Source organism: Rhodococcus sp. T7, from assembly GCF_009872365.1.
GTDB lineage: Bacteria > Actinomycetota > Actinomycetes > Mycobacteriales > Mycobacteriaceae > Rhodococcus_F.
Genome location: NZ_WXYH01000333.1, coordinates 55,528 through 73,212, shown reverse-complemented (window position 1 = coordinate 73,212; position 17,685 = coordinate 55,528). Strand labels below are relative to the sequence as shown.

General features: G+C 65.8%; 14 protein-coding genes. 7 read left to right on the top strand and 7 right to left on the bottom strand.

The annotated features are described in order from the left end of the window. Window positions 1-401 precede the first annotated feature (401 nt). Together MLGJGCBP_RS29660 and MLGJGCBP_RS29655 are read right to left on the bottom strand one after the other, a co-directional pair. Window positions 402-677 (bottom strand): hypothetical protein, encoded by a 276-nt coding sequence (locus MLGJGCBP_RS29660; protein ID WP_442972131.1) that lies wholly within the window; start codon window positions 675-677, stop codon window positions 402-404. Window positions 678-1,044: 367 nt separating this feature from the next. Beyond that, entirely contained in the window at window positions 1,045-1,833 is a 789-nt protein-coding gene (locus tag MLGJGCBP_RS29655; RefSeq protein WP_160100056.1) for a TetR/AcrR family transcriptional regulator, read from the bottom strand. A 184-nt stretch (window positions 1,834-2,017) separates the two neighbouring features. On the opposite strand from MLGJGCBP_RS29655, the gene MLGJGCBP_RS29650 reads away from it, so the two are divergent. After that, the gene (locus MLGJGCBP_RS29650; RefSeq protein WP_160100054.1) at window positions 2,018-3,247 is read left to right on the top strand and encodes an acyl-CoA dehydrogenase family protein; all 1,230 of its coding nucleotides are present in this window, start codon (window positions 2,018-2,020) and stop codon (window positions 3,245-3,247) included. A gap of 411 nt (window positions 3,248-3,658) precedes the next feature. On the opposite strand, the gene MLGJGCBP_RS29645 is transcribed toward MLGJGCBP_RS29650, so the two are convergent. The 5 genes from MLGJGCBP_RS29645 to MLGJGCBP_RS29625 form a co-directional block, all read right to left on the bottom strand. After that, window positions 3,659-4,039 carry a nuclear transport factor 2 family protein gene (locus MLGJGCBP_RS29645; RefSeq protein ID WP_160100052.1) on the bottom strand — a complete coding sequence of 127 codons (381 nt, stop codon included), beginning with the start codon at window positions 4,037-4,039 and terminating at the stop codon, window positions 3,659-3,661. Between the two features lie 65 nt (window positions 4,040-4,104). Continuing rightward, entirely contained in the window at window positions 4,105-5,268 is a 1,164-nt protein-coding gene (locus MLGJGCBP_RS29640) for an acyl-CoA dehydrogenase family protein (RefSeq protein ID WP_087560506.1), read from the bottom strand. Window positions 5,269-5,405: 137 nt separating this feature from the next. Then, window positions 5,406-6,047: a 3,4-dihydroxy-2-butanone-4-phosphate synthase gene (locus MLGJGCBP_RS29635; protein ID WP_160100050.1), complete on the bottom strand. Its 642-nt coding sequence runs from the start codon at window positions 6,045-6,047 to the stop codon at window positions 5,406-5,408. Window positions 6,048-6,124: 77 nt separating this feature from the next. Beyond that, complete coding sequence (locus tag MLGJGCBP_RS29630; RefSeq protein ID WP_087560508.1) at window positions 6,125-6,622, bottom strand: flavin reductase family protein; 498 nt, start codon at window positions 6,620-6,622, stop codon at window positions 6,125-6,127. A 224-nt stretch (window positions 6,623-6,846) separates the two neighbouring features. Further along, a complete protein-coding gene (locus tag MLGJGCBP_RS29625; RefSeq protein WP_160100048.1) occupies window positions 6,847-8,124 on the bottom strand; it encodes a PucR family transcriptional regulator in 1,278 nt (425 codons plus the stop codon). A 296-nt stretch (window positions 8,125-8,420) separates the two neighbouring features. Between MLGJGCBP_RS29625 and MLGJGCBP_RS29620 the strand changes: the two genes are divergently transcribed. From MLGJGCBP_RS29620 to MLGJGCBP_RS29595, 6 genes are all read left to right on the top strand, one after another. Further along, entirely contained in the window at window positions 8,421-8,993 is a 573-nt protein-coding gene (locus MLGJGCBP_RS29620; RefSeq protein ID WP_160100046.1) for a VOC family protein, read from the top strand. Between the two features lie 64 nt (window positions 8,994-9,057). Beyond that, entirely contained in the window at window positions 9,058-9,948 is an 891-nt protein-coding gene (locus tag MLGJGCBP_RS29615; RefSeq protein WP_087560511.1) for a fumarylacetoacetate hydrolase family protein, read from the top strand. Then, on the top strand, window positions 9,941-11,707 hold the full coding sequence (locus MLGJGCBP_RS29610) for an FAD-dependent oxidoreductase (RefSeq protein WP_160100044.1): 1,767 nt from the start codon (window positions 9,941-9,943) through the stop codon (window positions 11,705-11,707). Before MLGJGCBP_RS29615 ends, MLGJGCBP_RS29610 begins: the two co-directional genes overlap by 8 nt. Before the next feature lie 84 nt (window positions 11,708-11,791). After that, entirely contained in the window at window positions 11,792-13,792 is a 2,001-nt protein-coding gene (locus MLGJGCBP_RS29605) for an acetoacetate--CoA ligase (protein ID WP_160100042.1), read from the top strand. 377 nt (window positions 13,793-14,169) lie between these two features. After that, window positions 14,170-16,521 carry a transketolase-like TK C-terminal-containing protein gene (locus MLGJGCBP_RS29600; protein WP_160100040.1) on the top strand — a complete coding sequence of 784 codons (2,352 nt, stop codon included), beginning with the start codon at window positions 14,170-14,172 and terminating at the stop codon, window positions 16,519-16,521. Between the two features lie 31 nt (window positions 16,522-16,552). Next, window positions 16,553-17,608, top strand: coding sequence for a 2-oxo acid dehydrogenase subunit E2 (locus MLGJGCBP_RS29595; protein WP_160100038.1), 1,056 nt, complete (start codon window positions 16,553-16,555; stop codon window positions 17,606-17,608). Window positions 17,609-17,685 lie beyond the last annotated feature (77 nt).

The window sequence follows — 17,685 nt, the reverse complement described above, 5'->3', positions numbered from 1 at the left end:
CGGTCCCACCACTCACTTCCGCCATCGGCGCCGTCGGCTCACACCTCCGCCGGCAACCTCACGTCAGGTGGTGATCATGCGCCAGGTCCTTCTCGGGCTCGGCAACCATCGGATGGCCGCGCTACGTTCTCGGACACTTCGCGCCATCTCCAGCCTGTGGTGCATGACACAATTACACCCGCCGGTTGCGGCCCCCGCACTGGGACAGAGCCCATAGTTGTCACCCACTTTTGGTTCAGGAACCAACGCGTTCGACAGCATGGCGCCGGCATCCGTCCGCGGGCCCTCCCTCGCCCCAGTCGCCCGACCGTCCAGCCTCTCCAATGGAGGCGCACCCGAGCAGCTCTGTTACCCGACTGCTCCTGGCGGTGCGTTTCTGCAGCGGACGTCGGCTTGCCGACCTACGATCGCTTCCACTCAGCGATGGGGGCATCCCGAAGCCACTCGTAGATGCGCAGCGCCGCACGCAGCTCCGTGGTCGATTCCCCGGAGGGCGTGCACAGACTCATGGCTTTCTGCACCCGATAGGTCACCGCATTCCTCGAAACATGCTCCACAGAAGCCACTTTGGCCAGACTGTGGTCCATGTCGAGATAGAGACTCGAGGTCGACCGCAGATCCGCCATACGTGGGTCGTCGTCGGCAAGCGGTCCGAGCAGGCGGGACGCGAACCGCACCGCAGCCTCCGAATCAGCGAGCAGAAGCACTTCGAGGGCGCGCGAGCGGATTCCGGCCCACGCTGCAACGCCAACGCGTCCAGGGTCAGGTCGGCGGACTACTCGACCGCGTCGACACTAATGCGGCTTCTTGTCGATCACCCGCATAACCGTGGCGTTCTTGGCAGACTTGTGACGGCCTCTCCTCGAGGACTCGCGTTTTGGCGTGGTAGCACCGTCAAGCGAACCCGAGGGGCCCTGGTCCGGTGGGCGATCGGGACGAAGATCAAACGTGTCGGACAGCGGACAGACCCGAGGCGGGAGTCTCTACCGCCGACAGACCGCACGGACCCGCGGCCCATGCTCCGAGGTCACGCCTGGCGGATGGTTATCCGGATGAGGTCGGTGTGTTCCGGCCGGCGACTGTTCTGACCGAGCCGTTTCGGGGGCGCTCCGGTACCGGCTTCTTGTCGGCTCGAGTACTGTCCTGTGACGGAGCGGTTGGTGCGCGGACATCCATCTGCGCATCGACGAGATTGAGCGACTCGGCCAACAGCCCTTCCACGTCCGCGTCTTCAACGCCCAGCAGTCGCAGGCAGATTGTCGCGAACGACTCTTCGTGTGCCAGTGGATCACCGTCGGGATCACTTGCTGCGCAGTGCAGTTCGGAGAGCAGCAGCCACGGCAACGTGCGGATCCAGGTCCTGTGGCCGGCCGCCGGTTTCAGTGCGCCGGACTCGATGCCGGGTGTTTCGAACCGTTCCATGAAGGGCTCGGCCTGCTTTTGGAACGTGTCAATCAACAGGTACGGGCGTTCGAGCATCCAACGAACGACCGCGTCGATGAGAAACGAGCGAAGGATTACCCGAGCGCCGACACACGGCAATAGCCGGGGATCGTCGACCTGGGCCATGATGGCGGCGGTGGCGCTCAAGATGTCCTGCACGCTCTGAACCAGCAAGACTTCGGCGATATCCTCGAGTCCGCGGAAGTGGTTGTAGAACGATCCGTAGCCGACGTCGGCGCCTTCGGCAATCTGCGCGATGGCCGTCGCCTCAACCCCTTGTGCGGCAAACAGCTCAGCGGCACTCGCCAGGAGTGCGTCGCGGGTGCGGGCCCGCCGTCGCCCCTGTCGACCCTGCGGCAACTCGTCTCGCGCGTCGTCTCTGTCGTTCATGGTGTCATCGGGCCTCGGCGTTGATGGGCCTCACGGCCCGCGGAAGCTTCACAGATTACACCTGCCCCCCTCGATGTGATGCGCCGCCGTGATCGACGGTGCGCACGGGTGCGCGTGACGAGTGACACGACGCGGCCAAACTAGTGATTGACGCCACATCATAACTGACTTACGGTCAGTTTTGTTGTTCGGCCCCTCGACAGGAGAAGATCCGATGACCCAATTGACTGCCCCTCCGCGCAGTACCCGCGCCGCTGAATTACTCGAGCTGGCGCAGGCTCTCAAGCCTGACCTGCGCGCTCACAACGAGCAGACGGAAGCCGACCGGTGGATCGGCGATGAACTCTCCCGCCGCCTCAACGACGGTGGTTTCTACCGGATGTTGGCACCCGAGCGGTTCGGCGGTGCCGAATTGACACTGCGCGAAACTCTGGAAATCCTGACGACAATCGCCGAAGGTTGCCCGTCGGCAGCGTGGGTTGCCGGTATCCACAACGCCGCCATCTGGTTGGGTTCGCTGTATCCCCTGGCCGCTCAGGAAGAGCTTTTCGGGGATTCGGAGCCTACGGTGGTCTCGGGCACCCTGGCCCCGCTGGGCACGTTGACGCCCGTTCCGGGCGGCTACCGCGTGAGTGGCAAGTGGGGGTTCGCCTCCGGGGTGCTCGATGCCACCTGGATGCTGCTCGGCGCGCCCCGCCCGGACGCGTCCGGCGGCGAGGCCGGCCCCGTCTTCGCGCTCGTGCCCATGTCGTCCATTCAGATCCACAAAGACTGGGACACGATGGGGCTGGCCGGAACGGGTAGCCACAGCGTCGAAGTGAAAGATGTCTTCGTGCCGGAGTACCGGATCATCGACCCGGTTGCCGCGTCTGCCGGCGAATACCCGTCGGAGTACGCCAGCGAGGTGGCTCTGTACCGTTCGGCGTTCCTTCCTGTCCTGTCGGCTGTGCTGGTGTGCCCTGCACTGGGCGCGACGAAGCGAATGCTCGAGGAGTATCTGAAACAGGTTCCCAACCGCCGGATTGCATACACGATCTACGAGAAGGCGGCGGAATCGGTGGTGACCCAAACCCGGTTGGCCGAGGCCGCGATGCTGATCGACGAGGCCCAGTTCCACCAGGACCGCCTCGGAGACGATATCGACGAGTGGGCGCAAGGCCCGGATTACATGCCCGAGTCGCTGCGAGTGCGCGCTCGCATGGACATCGGACGAGCGCTCGACCTGTGCCGTTCTGCGGCAAACCTCATCTTCAGCCTCGGTGGTGGCTCGGGTATCGCACGGTCGAATCCGGTGCAGCGCCTTTTCCGCGACGTTCAGGCCAGCAACAGTCACCCACTGCAGATGGCGACCGTCCAGTACGAGGTGTATGGCCGCGAGATGCTGGGACAACCTCAGATCACGTCCTTCATCTGAGCGCACAGCCACGAGGACCTCAGGTGGCTGGCTTGGTTCCAGGACCACAGGCCAGCCACCTCTCCTCGGTCCTGTCCCACTCTGCGACCACGAGTCACGCCACATCGACGTCGTCACTCCGGCCGCGACGGGAGGAAGACCGCGGCGACAAGGGCGCCGACTTGGCTTCACCGCGGCGGCAGTGCCCGGGTCACCGCCGCCGCGGATCTGCTCAGAGGCGACGGCCGTGATCGCTTCGCCGAGCGCGATTCTGAGCGAACGCTGCCCAGCGCGCTGGTCGAGGTCGGTGTGGAAGCCGACCGCCACCGGCACGAGAGATCGCAGAGCTGGCTGTCCCAGGAAATTTTTGTCGCAGTGTAGTTCTCGACGAGGGAGCAGTCCCCGAAAGAAAGGCGGCCGACAGTAAACGGTCTACTGCATGGTGTCAGAGGTAACGGGACTGGGGTCCATGAAGATCAGGTACTCGGTCACCTTGTTGTGCTCGACGCGGGTGCGCGTCACGGCCGGGAGTGTGAAGGATTCGCCGTTCTGCAAGGTGTAGGTGACCTCGACCCGGAGCGCGGCCACATTGCCCTCCGACCATTCTTCGATGATCTCGTGGCGCATCGATGCCACCGAGGTCAGGTACTTCGCTACCCAGGATTGGATCGCGCTCTTGCCGATGACGGGGTCGTTGTTGCCCATGCGGAAGACGCAGTCCTCGGTGAAGAAGTCGAAGAACGCTGCGATGTCGGTGTCGGCGGCCTGAAGAAGTTTGCGAGTCGTCTCGATCTCGGTCGTGACTGTGGTCATCGCGGACTCTCTTTCTCTACTGATGTGACGGAAATTCCCCGGAAACGCTTGGGGTAAACAGCTCGTCAGAGGAGCGGATCGGACACGGGGAGGTCGAGGGTGAACCGGCCGATCGTTTCCGAGGCCGTGTCGATGTCGAGGAAGGCGTGCACCGACAGCACGGACAGGTCACGGAAGAATCGCTGAATCGGTGCCGAGTTCCGGTAGCCGTCGCCGCCGATTCCGCGCACCATGTCGTTGAGGGCGTTACGGGCCAGATCTGCCAGATAGGCTGCCTTGAGCTTCATCTCGGCACGATCGCGGGGGTCGGACTGCTCGGGTCGCTGTGCGGTGAGGCGTTCGAAGAAGGCGTCGAGGAGCGTTTCGGCGGCGTCCGCGGCGGCCAGCGCCCGGCCGAGCCGCATCTGGGCGGCCTGTTTGCCGGAGGCCTTCTCCTGGCTGATGGTTCCCTGCCGGTCCCGGGTGCGCTGGACGAACGCATCCGTCGCACCGCGCAGAGCACCGACGACGACCGGGGTGACCTCGGCCATCGCGAACGGCAGGAAGGGCAGGTGGTACATGGGATTGGAGTGAACCAGCTGCCCGGGAGCGGCGCCGGCGAGGGCGAGGGCGAACGGACCGGTGCGGTAGTCCGGAACGAAGACGTCGTCGACGCTGACGTCATTGCTGCCGGTCCCGGACATGCCGGCGATGTACCAGGTGTCGAGGATCTTGACGTCCTCGCGGGGCACGAGGAACCACAACGGAGTAGGGGCGCTGCCCTCCTCGAACACGACGCCGGCGAAGGTGAACCATTCAGCGTGCACCGAGCCGGAGTTCCATGCCGTCTGCCCGGAAATGCGGTAGCCGCCGTCGACCTTCTGCACCTGCCCGAGCGGGGCCGCGGTACCGGCGGTCAGAGTGTAGGGCTTGTCGGCGAACACCTCTCGTTGCGCCCGTTCGGTGAAGATGTTCACTCGCCAGGCCGCTCCGATGTAGAAGGAGGTGACCCATCCGGTCGACGGGCAGGCCGCGCTGATGGTGCGGACGATCTCGGCCGCGACGTCGAGTCCGAGTTCGAGCCCGCCGTACGCCTTGGGGGTCAGCGTGGCCAGGATTCCCGAGTCGATGAGGTCGGTGATCGTCTCGTCGAGGGGAGCACGGTTTTCCTCGGTTTTTTGGGCGCGTTCGGCGAAGGCCGGTACCAGGTCGTGGACCCGGTCCATGAGTTCGGTGCGGGTGGTATCCATTGTTTCCTCCGGTGTGGGTGTTCGTTTCTTGTGGTGCGCGCTGTGAAGGACAGCTCAGGGCACGCGGGGACCGCGCCGGATGTGTGTGGATGCTGGTGAATTCGGCTGTGCCCGAAGCGCGCGGCCCGGCCGGAGTGTCAGCGAACGTTGTCCTTCGGATCCGGACCGGCGACGAGTGTCAGTCCGTACCGGTCGGCGAGGATCTCCGCATCATGTCCATCGCCGACACTGATCGGGTCGGCGATGCCGTCGAGTTCGGCGAATACCGCTCCCGAGTATTGGGTCGCTGCAGCGTCGGTGAGCGCGAGCGCGACTGACGCGGTGGTCAGACGCGTACGAAACTCTGTGGGTGTCACACGCACCGGGACCAGGTGCCCGGGCCGGGTGAGGTCGCCGGGGTCGGTGGTCGGGTCGGCGAGGATGCGGGCCGTGCGCGCCCGGTCGGCGCCGGAGATCCCTGTGGTGACGCCGACGGCGGCGTCAACGGTGACACACTGGCCATGCCCGGGCGTGGAGGTGACCCGAACCGTCGGGGTCGCCTCAGGCAGTACCAGACGGTCACAAATCTCTTCGTGCAGCGCCACCTGCAAAAACCCGGTGGTGTGGCGGATCAGGAAGGCCATCTGCTCGGTGGTCGCGGCGCCGGCGCACCCGACGAGCACGACGCGGCGGTGATGGCTGAGAATGATCAGCTCGCCGGCGGCGAGGGCGCGGCTACCGGCTGCGATTGTCGACCATGCCCGATGGTATGCGGCGCGAGGCGCGAACGAGGTCGTCATGGCGTGCCATCCTTTGCAGATAATTCGGTGCTGCTGCCGAATGATTTTGGTCGCGGCGTAATCGATCGCTGGCAGTGCTATGCGGGTTCGAGTGCCGAGTGCGTGCCGAAGACGCGGCGGTGATAGGTGAGAGGTTCGCTGTAATTGTTCTCTGCGGCAACGACGTTGCCGAGCACGACCACATGGTCTCCGCCCTCGACGAGCTGCTCGACGTGGCAGGCGATCCAGCCGGCGGCGCCGGCGATTCGGGGAAGGTCGTGCTCGACGTCCCACCGCACGCCCTGGAATTTGCCGATTCCGCCCTTCTTCGCGAACTTGAGTGCAATGACTTGCTGGTCGCGACCCAACACGTTCAATCCGAACTTCTTCGATGCCGTGATCAGTTCGAGTGTCTCCGATCCGCGGTCCAGGGAGACCAGGACCATCGGGGGTGTCATCGACAGCGAGGTGAAGGCGCTGACGGTAGTGCCGAAGGGCAGGCCGCCGTCCATGGAGGTCACGACGGCGACCGGAGTGGCCACGTGTGCCATCACGTCTTTGAACGTTTCCTGGACAGAACTCGAGGAGGTAGGCATGGTAAATCTTCCTTCTGTCGACTGCGGCTCTACGCGCAACGACCCATGGAGAACCGACGGGACGGGGGACGCTGACCTTCGGGCTTTCACGGCCCGCTGTGTCCTACACCACAAGTAGACCGCATCAGGTACCCAATCCGCACTACTGCAGAGCCCAGCGTTGTCGCCGACTTTTGGTTTCTACACCAGTTGGGTGGTGGGTTCGCCCCGTCAACCTGCGAGCGCTACCACTGAGCGATGGGGGCGTCTCGGAGCCACTCGTAAATGCGGAGCGCCGCACGCAGCTCGGTGGTCGATTCACCGGAGGGTTTGCACAGACTCATGGCTTTCTGCACCCGATAGGTCACCGTGTTTCTCGAAATATGCTCCACGGAAGCTACTTTGGCGAGGCTGTGGTCCATGTCGAGATAGAGACTCAAGGTCGACCGCAGATCCGCCATGCGTGGGTCGTCGTCGGCAAGCGGTCCGAGCAGGCGGGACGCGAACCGCACCGCAGCCTCCGGATCGGCGAGCAGCAGCACTTCGAGGGCGATGTGCTCATGCGCGGTGGTGGTCGGCGGACCGCCCACGCGCAGCCGCACCAGCCGCTCGACTGCCAGGGCCTCGAGGTGGCTTCTGCGGAATCCGTCGATCCCGGACCCGAGCTGGCCGGCGACGACGAAGGTGTCACCGAAGGTGGGCAGGGCGGTCGTCGGGGCGTGCGTCGGATCCGGAGTGACGGCACCCCACGCCCAGATCGCCTGCAGCCCGACGGGTACCACCAGTGAGGCCGTCGGCGTTCCCCACTGACGAAGTACCGGGTCTACGACGGCCCGCAGGTCGTGGCTCGAATGTGGGCCGCTCCAGGCGATCAGGGCTACATGCTGGCCGGCAACTGGGTAGCCGAGTACTCGTTCGGCGTGGACCGGGTCGACGGGATCCGCGGCGATGATCTTGGTGACGAGATCGAGCCGCGCCGCGGATACCCCCGCCGCCCAGGCGCTCTGCTCCTCGAGGAAGGCCGAGGCGGCTACGCCGGTGAAATCGTCGAGCACCTCGAAGAGCAGCAGTGAGATGCGGCGCAGTTCAGCGCTGCTTTCGTTCGGTGGGATCAAGCGGGTCGCCGCGTCGAGCAGCGCGGCAGCCAGAACGGCGTAGCCGACGCGGATGGTCCGGAGCAGATCGTCGAGTTTCATGCCTCGGCGGGCGAAGTCGGCGGCGATCTCCTCGACCTCCGCACTGGCCAATGGAGTATCCGGCTCGCCGAGACCGGTGACCAGTGTCAGGGCCCGAAACACGGTCGCCGTGGTCGCCCGCCTGATCTCGTCCATGAGTGGCGCACCGTCCCCTGCTGCGGGAACTTTCAACAAGATCTTGGCAGCGATGTCCTGACCGACTTCGACGGCCCAGGTCACAGCGCCGTCACCGAGGACGGCACGAATGCGCTCGGCGTCCGGACTGAGCCACTCGCGCTCCGATTGCCGGGGGCGCATTCCCGAGAGTTCACGAGTCCAGTGCGGCACCTGACCTCCTTCCGATCCGGTCTTACGGTACAACCAGCCACCTCCCGCTTTGGGCTGTAAACCAATTTTTGTCGAGGTTCCTGTTTCGCAGCCAGTGGCTATCCCCGACGAAATCTCGTGAAATTGTGAGACAACTACGTGACGAGGACCACACGGGTCCGCGACCGGAGACGGCAACTCGTTATCAGGTATAGCAGGCGTGTCAGGTGACACACGCAGCCGTCGAACGGACATCCGGTAATCGGATTTCACATATCCCGCGCGGTCGCCGACCGCGAGAATCGAAGGAGTCAACGATGACCGCCACTCCCAAGTTCGCGCACGTCGTATTGCAGACGAGCCGGTTCGAGGAGATGCGCGACTGGTACTGCACCGTGCTGGAAGCGCACGTGGTGTATGAGGGACACGGCCTGTGCTTCATCACGTTCGACGAGGAACACCACCGCGTCGCGCTGCTGGGTGCCCCCGTACAGCTCGAACCGCGCAACCCCGGCGCGGCGGGCATGCATCACACCGCCTACACCTTCGACACCCTCGGGGACCTTCTCGATCGGTACGACTCGCTGAAGGAGAAGGGGATCGAACCGAAGGTGCCGATCCAGCACGGGGTGACGACGTCGCTGTACTACCAGGACCCGGACGGAAACTTCGTCGAGCTCCAGATCGACAACTTCACCACCCCCGACGAGGCGACGGCTTACATGAACGGACCGGAGTACGGCAACAACCCGGTCGGTGTCTCGTTCGTCCCGGAGAAAATGCGGGAGGCACTGACGCAGGGCACCCCGGTCTCGGAGATCACCACCCACTCCTGGGCCCTGCAGACCAGCCCCGATCTTCCCGACCCGATGGCAGCGCTGACCAGCTGAGCCTGCCCACGCGCGGGCCTATTGCAGCGGCACTTTCTCCCTCCCTCACCGAAGGACATCTTTCATGCGTGTGGCAAACCAATCCGGACGACTCCACGTCGTAGCCGACGGAGTCGCCGTCGACGTCGAGACAGCCAGTGGGCGACAGTTCTCGGCAGACCCTCAACAGATCTACGCCCGCTGGGACGAGTTCACCACCTGGGCACGGACGGTGGACTTCACCGACGGGGCTGCGGTGGACGAGTCGGAGCTCGGCGCTCCGGTACCTCGTCCCGGACAGATCTTCGCCGTCGGCGTGAACTACGCCGACCACGTCGAGGAATCCGGGCTGACACTGCCCGACGCCCCGTTCGTGTTCACCAAGTTCCCCGCCTCCGTCACCGGACCTTACGACACCATCGAACACCCCGGGGGGTCGGTGGATTTCGAAGTCGAACTCGTGGCGGTCATCGGCAAGGAAGCAAGAAATGTCCCCACCTCCGCGGGCTGGGACCATGTTGCCGGCCTGACCCTCGGCCAGGATCTGTCCGAACGGGACCTGCAACTGTCCGGCCCCCCGCCCCAGCAGTTCAACCTCGGCAAGTCCTTCGCCGGATTCGCACCGATCGGGCCGGTGCTGGTCACCCCTGACGAGTTCGACGACCCCGACGACATCGAGATCAGCACGATCCTCTCGGGCGAGCTGATGCAGAAATCCCGGACCCGGCATCTGATCTTCCCGATCCCGGTCCTGGTGTCCTACCTGTCGTCGATCGTGCCGCTGCGCCCCGGCGACCTCATCTTCACCGGAACCCCCTCGGGCATCGGTTTCACCCGCGACCCGAAACGACTCATCGGCGTCGACGACGAACTCGTCAGCCGCGCCGACACCATCGGCGAGATGCGGCACCGCTTCGCCGCCACGAACCGTCCACACCCCCTCACCGCTATTTCCAGGAGCACCGACCATGTCTGACATCACCGTCCCCGTACTCGTCGTCGGTGGAGGCGGGTGTGGATTGACCACCTCGATCCTGCTGTCCGAGCACGGCATCGACCATCACCTCGTCGAACGGCACAGCACCACCTCGCATCTGCCCAAGGCCCACTACCTCAATCAGCGCAGCATGGAAGTGCTGCGTCAGGTCGGGGTCGCGGACTCGATCTACGCGGTGGGCACGCCGCCGAAGAACATGGGCAAGACCCGGTGGGTGACCTCCCTCGGCGGTGACGGCGAACTGGACGGGCGCACCCTGTACACCCTCGAATCGTTCGGCGGCGGACGACTCGAGAGCGAATACGCGGTCGACAGCCCGTGTCCGTCCAGCAACTACCCGCAGATCCGGCTCGAGCCGCTGCTGCGCGAACATGCGGAGAAGAGGGCACCGGACTCGATCCACTTCGGTCGCGAACTCGTCTCCTTCGAGCAGGACGAGAGCGGCATCCGCGCCATCATCCTCGACCGCGACACGCAGGAGACCTACACCGTCCACGCCCAGTACATGGTCGCCGCCGACGGCGGCAAGACCGTCGGACCCGAACTCGGGGTGACGATGGAGGGCCCGACCGGGATCCTCGACATGGTCAGCACTCACTTCACCGCCGACCTGTCGCAGTACTGGGAGGACGACGTCCTGATCACCTGGCTGCTCAACCCCGAGGGCGCCGGATCGTGGAGCAGCGGCGCCATGGCGGCCATGGGGCCCACGTGGGGCAAGCACTCGGAAGAATTCGTCCTGCACTTCACCTTCCGGCCGGACGACCCCGCTCGCTTCGACGAAGAGGCGATCGTTCCGCGGCTGCGGGAGCTGCTCAAACTGCCCGATCTCGAACTTCAGGTGCACAAGGTCAGCCACTGGATCCTCGAGGGCGTGCTCGCCGACAAGTACCAGGTCGGCCGCGTCTTCCTCGCCGGCGATGCCGCCCACCGGCACCCACCGACCACCGGACTCGGTCTGAACACCGCCCTCCAGGACGCCCACAACCTGGTCTGGAAGCTGGCCGCGGTAATCAACGGCGATGCCGCCCCCGCTCTGCTCGACACCTACGAGCCCGAACGCCGTCTCGTCGGCATGCGCAACGTCGACTGGGCCATGTTCACCTTCCTCAACCACATGGTCATCGACGCCGGACTCGGCCTGATCCCCGGCCAGCCCCTCGAAGCGCAGATCCAGGTGTTCCGGGACTACTTCTCCGACACCCCGATGGGCGAAACCCGCCGCGCCCGTGCGTCCGAGGTGATCAGCACTCAGCGCACCGAATTCCAGGCCCACGACCTCGAAATCGGCTTCTCCTACCGGGACGGAGCACTCGTTCCGGACGGCACCGAGGCACCGCCACGCGACCCGATGGGAAACATCTACTACCCCACCACCCGTCCCGGGCACCGCCTGCCCCATGCCTGGCTCGAACACGACGGCCGGCAGCTCTCCACTCACGATCTCGCCGGGAACAACACTCACTTCGTGTTGATCACTGCGGCGGACGGTGACGCGTGGTCCGACGCCGCCCGGCTGGCCAAGGACAAGTTCGGGGTCCAGATCAAGGTCGCGCAGATCGGCGCCGGCTCCGACTACACCGATCCCACCGGTCGCTGGAACGAGCTCCGCGAGATCGACGACACCGGGGCGATCCTGGTCCGTCCGGACAACCACGTGGCCTGGCGCAGCGCCGGAGCGGCAGGCGACCCCGCGGACGAACTCACCCGCGCACTCGGCGCCGTACTCTCGCGCTGACACACCGCACGAACACCCGCACCACGGGCCGTCCACGATTGGAGTCGGCCCGTGGTGCCGGGAGCACCGGAAAGGAAGCACACAATGACCGCGGCAGGACATGAAGTGTTGTGGACGCCGCCGCCCGGGCGAGTCTCGGCCTCGAACATCAGCCGGTACCAACGATGGCTCGCAGCTGAAAAGAATGTCGAGACCACCGACTTCGACTCCCTCTGGCGTTGGTCGATCGGTGATGTCGAGACGTTCTGGCGCTCGATCTGGGAGTACTTCGACGTCATCGCCTCGACGCCGGCGCAGACGGTGCTCCCCGACCGGCGGATGCCCGGTGCCCGATGGTTCCCCGGCGCTGAGCTGAACTGGGCCGAAAATCTGCTCCGTCATACGGATCAGACCGGTCCGGCGATCATCTCGGTCGACGAAACCGGCACTACCGGCGAACTCTCCCGCACCGATCTGGTCGCTCAGGTAGCCAACCTCGCCGCCTACTTCCGTGAGATCGGAGTGCGGCCCGGCGACCGCATCGCCGCAATGTTGCCGAACATCGCACCCACCGTCGTCGCGGTGCTGGCCGCGGCCAGCGTCGGCGCGGTATGGTCCTGCTGCGCACCGGATTTCGGCGTCAAGGGCCTGGTCGACCGGTTCGCGCAAATCGAGCCGACGGTGCTGATCGGGGTGGACGGCTACCAGTTCAACGGCAAACGTATCGACCGGCGGGACGTCTTCACCGCCCTGTTGGACCAACTCCCGACGGTGCGACACGCCATCGTCGTCGCAAACCTGGGCCTGCCCCTCGACGGGGCGCACCGGCACGATGTCGCCGACTACGCCGACCTCGTCGTCGGGGATGCCCAACCCGAATACGAGCAAGTACCGTTCGATCATCCGCTGTGGATCCTCTACAGCTCCGGCACCACCGGCCTCCCCAAGGGCATCGTGCACTCGCACGGAGGGATTCTGCTCGAAGCGCTCAAGGCCAACGCGCTGCACTACGACCTCGGTCCCGCAGATCGGGTGTTCATCGCCGCGAGCACCGCCTGGGTGGTGTGGAACATGCTGGTCGACGTCATGGCCGTCGGCGCCACCGTGATCACCTACGACGGCAGCCCCACCTTCGGTCGGCCCGACCACCAGTTCGACATCTGCGCCAGCCACGGGGCCACCAGATTCGGAACCGGAGCGGCGTACCTGACGCTGTGCGAGAAGGCCGGCACCCGGCCCGGCACCGACTTCGACCTGTCCACGCTGCGGTCGATCATGTCGACCGGTTCCCCGCTGCCGGACACCACCTGGCGATGGGTCTACGACGCGGTCAGCGCGGACGTGCATCTGGGATCGGACAGCGGCGGCACCGACGTCGCCACCGGCTTCATCGGCGCGAACCCGCTCTCCCCCGTTCGGGTGGGGGAACTCCAAGGCCCCTACCTCGGCGTCGACGTCCAGGCCTGGAACGAAGCCGGTGCGGCGGTGGTCGGCGAAGTCGGGGAGATGGTGATCACCGAACCGATGCCGTCGATGCCGATCTACTTCTGGAACGATCCGGACGGACGCCGCTACCGGGAGGCCTATTTCGAGGTCTATCCCGGAGTGTGGCGGCACGGCGACTGGATCACCATGGAAGCGGACGGTGGTTGCGTGGTCCACGGCCGATCGGACTCTACGATCAACCGCGGCGGTGTCCGGATGGGTTCGGCCGACATCTACCAAGCCGTCGAAGCGCTCCCCGAGATCGCCGAGGCCCTCGTGATCGGCGCCGAACTACCGAACGGTGGCTACCACATGCCGCTGTTCGTGGTGCTGCGCGACGGGTACGACCTCGACGACGCCCTCACGGAGAAGATTCGCACCACCATCCGGCGGGAGACCTCCCCCCGGCACGTTCCCGACGACATCATCGACGTACCGGCAGTTCCCACCACCCGCACCGGCAAGCGACTCGAGATTCCCATCAAGAAGCTGATTCAAGGCGTCGCCCCCGAGACCGCGATCAACCTCGCCACCGTCGCCGACACCAGCACCCTCGACTGGTACATCGACTACGCGGAACGCTTCCAGCACAATCGCGCCCGGTCCTCGACACCATCGTGAGAGCGCCTGCCGGACATACCATTCGGCGGCATGTCACAAGCCGTCGAGCGGACTGGTGGTCGACCGTCTCGCACTCGACGTCGATCCGATCGCTCTGTGCGTACGTGGCATTGTGCCAATCCCACCGTGCCTCGATTGGACCGCAATGTGCATTCTGCTCATTTTCGACACCGCCTATTGCGCAGACAGTAAATCCCTGATCCACTGTTATGACAGTCGATGGTCGTCAGACCAGATCCAATCATCGTCGCCATTCCAAAGCCGCACAGACCGCACTCACCCATCGCCGGTCGAGCGGAATGCCCCGCCGCAAGACGGTGGAAAGCCGTTCCTGCTGCCGTTCGCAGCGCTCCGCACTTGTGAGGAAAGAGAGTCCGATGCACAACGCCCTGTCCGTCGATCACGGGACCGCAACCCCGGCCACCCAGCCCGGCGGTTCGGTCGATCTGGAGACGCTCGAATCGATCCAGCAGCGTGTGTTGTGGCTTTCGACGTCGATGATCCACCACGCCAACCGGATCCGGCCCAACCCCACCGGCCTGAAGGTCGGCGGTCACCAGGCGTCCTGTGCGTCGATGGTCTCGATCATGACCTCGCTGTGGTTCGAGCAACTCCAACCCGGTGACCGGGTGTCGGTCAAGCCGCACGCCTCCCCGGTGCTGCACGGCATCAACTACCTGCTCGGTGAACTCGACGAGAAGTACCTGACCACGCTGCGGGAGTTCGGCGGCCTGCAGTCCTACCCCAGCCGCTCCAAGGACCCCGACACCGTCGACTACTCCACCGGCTCGGTCGGCATCGGTGCCACCGCCCCGATCTGGGGCGCGATGGCTCGCCGCTACGTGCAGACCACCACCGGCGGCGCGGGCACCGGCCGCCAGTACTCCCTGGTCGGCGACGCCGAACTCGACGAGGGCGCGGTGTGGGAGGCGATCCTCGATCCCGGTATCGCCGACCTCGGCGAGGTGGTGTGGATCGTCGACCTGAACCGGCAGTCCCTCGACCGGGTGATTCCGAACATCGCTGCGAACCGGTTGGAGAAGATGTTCGACGCCGCCGGGTGGCAGGTGATCACCGTTAAATTCGGCAAGCTGCTCGAAGAGTTGTTCACCCGTCCCGGTGGGCAGGCGCTGCGCACCCGGATCCTGGACATGCCCAACCCGGAGTACCAGCGGTTGCTGCGGTGCAGCGCCGACGAGGTCCGCACCCGGCTGCCCGGCGACGGCCCCGGCTCCGCCGAGATCAGCGGCCTGATCGCCGGCCTCGACGACCCCACCCTGACCGCGGCCATCCGCAACCTCGGCGGTCACGACCTGTCCGCGCTGACCGCGGCCTACCGGCAGATCGACGACACCCGGCCCACGGTGATCATCGCCTACACCATCAAGGGATACGGGCTGCCCACCCAGGGACACCCGCAGAACCACTCCTCGCTGCTGTCGGTCGACGAATATGCCTCGCTCGCTGCCGATCTGGGCATGGACCCCGCGAATCCGTGGGGCCGGTTCCCGGCCGACTCCGCGGCGGGGAGGCGGTGCGCGAGTACCGCGGTACGGCTGCGCCGGGACCCGGTCCCGAACGCGCCCGCGCTGACGATCCCCACCGACATCGGCCGCACCCCCAAGGGCACCGCCACCACCCAGGCCGCGCTCGGCCGGGTGCTGCTGGACCTGACCCGCGAAGCACCCGAGGCCGCGAAACGGGTGGTCACCGTCAGCCCCGACGTCAGCTCCACCACCAACCTCGGCGGGTGGGTCAACAAGGTCGGCGTGTGGTCCGCGGCCGAGCGCCGCAACTGGTTCGACGACGACCGCGAAACCATCATGCACTGGAATGAGCGGCCCACCGGGCAGCACATGGAACTCGGCATCGCCGAAACCAACCTGGTCGGCCTGATGGGTGAACTCGGCGCCACCTGGAGCCGGTGGGGGCAACCGCTGTTCCCGATCGGGGTGATGTACGACCCGTTCGTCGAACGGGCCCTCGAGCCGTGGTCCTACGGCATCTACGCCGGTGGACAGTCGATCCTCGTCGGCACCCCCTCCGGTGTCACCCTGGCCGCCGAAGGCGGTGCGCACCAGTCGATCAAGACCCCGTCGATCGGACTGGAACAGCCTGGGTGCATCAGTTACGAACCGGCCTTCGCGATCGACACCGAGTGGACCCTGCTGGCCAGCATCGGCCGGCTCGGCCGCCCGGACGGCACCTCCGCGTACCTGCGGCTGTCCACCCGCCCCGTGGATCAGACCCTGGCCGCGGTGCCCACCGACCCGGCGGCCCGCGAACGCCGCCGCCGGCAGGTGGTGGCCGGCGGGTATCCGCTGGTGCGCCGGGACAACGCCGTGGTCACGATCGTCGCGATCGGGGCGATGATGACCGAGGCCCTCGCCGCCGCCGACCGTCTCGCCGAACAGGGCATCCCCGCCGACGTCGTCTGCGTCACCAGCCCCGGGTTGCTGTTCGAGGCCGTCCAGGCACGGCAGGGCCGCGGGTCCGGTGAGAGCTGGATCCTCGACCAACTGTTCCCGGCCGATCGCGCGACCCCCATCGTCACCGTCCTCGACGGGCACCCGCACACCCTGGCGTTCCTCGCCGGCATCAACCGGGTCCGCAGCACCTGCCTCGGGGTCAGCAAGTTCGGGCAGGTCGGCTCCCTCGACGACGTGTACCGCTACCACGGCATCGACACCGACAGCATCGTGCGCGCCGCACTCGACCTTCTCCCCTGACCATCCCGCGTTTCACAGGAGCAGACCACCCATGACAACCGAACAACTCGAAGGCACCAAGGTGCGCATGCCTGCCCTCGGGGAGAGCGTCGACGAGGGCACCATCACCCGGTGGCTCAAACAACCCGGCGAGCACATCACCGCCGAGGAACCGCTCCTCGAGGTCGCCACGGACAAGGTCGACACCGAAATACCGTCCCCCGTCGGCGGGATTCTCCACCGCATCCTCGCCGACGAGAACGACGTCGTCGCGATCGGCGCCGACCTGGCGATCATCGTCGCGTCGTCCGGTGAACCGGTCGCCGACGCCCCTGCCCCTCCCCCGCCACCCGCGGATCCGGCACCGGCCGAAACCGCGGGGACCCCGGCCACGAGCGGCGCAACAACCGAAAAACTTCCGCGGATTCGACGCACCATCGCCCAGCGGATGGTCGAATCGCTACAGACCGCCGCACAGCTGACCACGGTCCTCGAGGTCGACGTCACCTCGATCGCGCGACTGCGGGCCGCCCACAAGGACGACTTCCTGCAGCGGACCGGAATCAAGCTCTCGTTCCTGCCGTTCTTCGCCAAAGCGGCCGTCGACGCGTTAGCTGAGCACCGAGTCCTCAACGCCTCCCTCAACAGCGATGTCACCGAGGTGACGTACTACGACCACTGCCACCTCGGCATGGCCGTCGACAGCGAAAAGGGATTGATGGTACCGGTCATCCGCGATGCCCAGCAGCTCGGAATCGAGAAACTTGCCCGGGCGATAGCGGACAAGGCCGACAAGGTGCGCACCGGCACGATCACCGCCGACGAACTGTCCGGCGGCACCTTCACCCTCACCAACACCGGCAGCCGGGGTGCATTGTTCGACACCCCGATCATCAACCAACCCCAGACCGGGATCCTGGGTGTCGGTGCCGTCGTCGAACGACTGATCCCGACCCGACAGGACGGCGAACTCCGCATCGACGTGCGGTCGATGGCCTACCTCTCGATCTCCTACGATCACCGCATCGTCGACGGAGCCGACGCCGCACGGTTCCTCACTGCCGTCAAACTTCGCCTCGAAAACGGATTCGCTCCAGCGGACCTCTGACAGCAACCGCTCGGTGTGGATTCACAGGACGCCGCGGAACTCGGCACGGACACATCAGTCGGTCGGCGGATTCAGGT

Bases quoted from the DNA above. Each gene is read 5' to 3' on its own strand.
- MLGJGCBP_RS29655 (WP_160100056.1), bottom strand. From the start codon at position 1,833: ATGAACGACAGAGACGACGCGCGAGACGAGTTGCCGCAGGGTCGACAG.
- MLGJGCBP_RS29645 (WP_160100052.1), bottom strand. From the start codon at position 4,039: ATGACCACAGTCACGACCGAGATCGAGACGACTCGCAAACTTCTTCAG.
- MLGJGCBP_RS29640 (WP_087560506.1), bottom strand. From the start codon at position 5,268: ATGGATACCACCCGCACCGAACTCATGGACCGGGTCCACGACCTGGTA.
- MLGJGCBP_RS29635 (WP_160100050.1), bottom strand. From the start codon at position 6,047: ATGACGACCTCGTTCGCGCCTCGCGCCGCATACCATCGGGCATGGTCG.
- MLGJGCBP_RS29630 (WP_087560508.1), bottom strand. From the start codon at position 6,622: ATGCCTACCTCCTCGAGTTCTGTCCAGGAAACGTTCAAAGACGTGATG.
- MLGJGCBP_RS29620 (WP_160100046.1), top strand. From the start codon at position 8,421: ATGACCGCCACTCCCAAGTTCGCGCACGTCGTATTGCAGACGAGCCGG.
- MLGJGCBP_RS29615 (WP_087560511.1), top strand. From the start codon at position 9,058: ATGCGTGTGGCAAACCAATCCGGACGACTCCACGTCGTAGCCGACGGA.
- MLGJGCBP_RS29610 (WP_160100044.1), top strand. From the start codon at position 9,941: ATGTCTGACATCACCGTCCCCGTACTCGTCGTCGGTGGAGGCGGGTGT.
- MLGJGCBP_RS29605 (WP_160100042.1), top strand. From the start codon at position 11,792: ATGACCGCGGCAGGACATGAAGTGTTGTGGACGCCGCCGCCCGGGCGA.
- MLGJGCBP_RS29600 (WP_160100040.1), top strand. From the start codon at position 14,170: ATGCACAACGCCCTGTCCGTCGATCACGGGACCGCAACCCCGGCCACC.
- MLGJGCBP_RS29595 (WP_160100038.1), top strand. From the start codon at position 16,553: ATGACAACCGAACAACTCGAAGGCACCAAGGTGCGCATGCCTGCCCTC.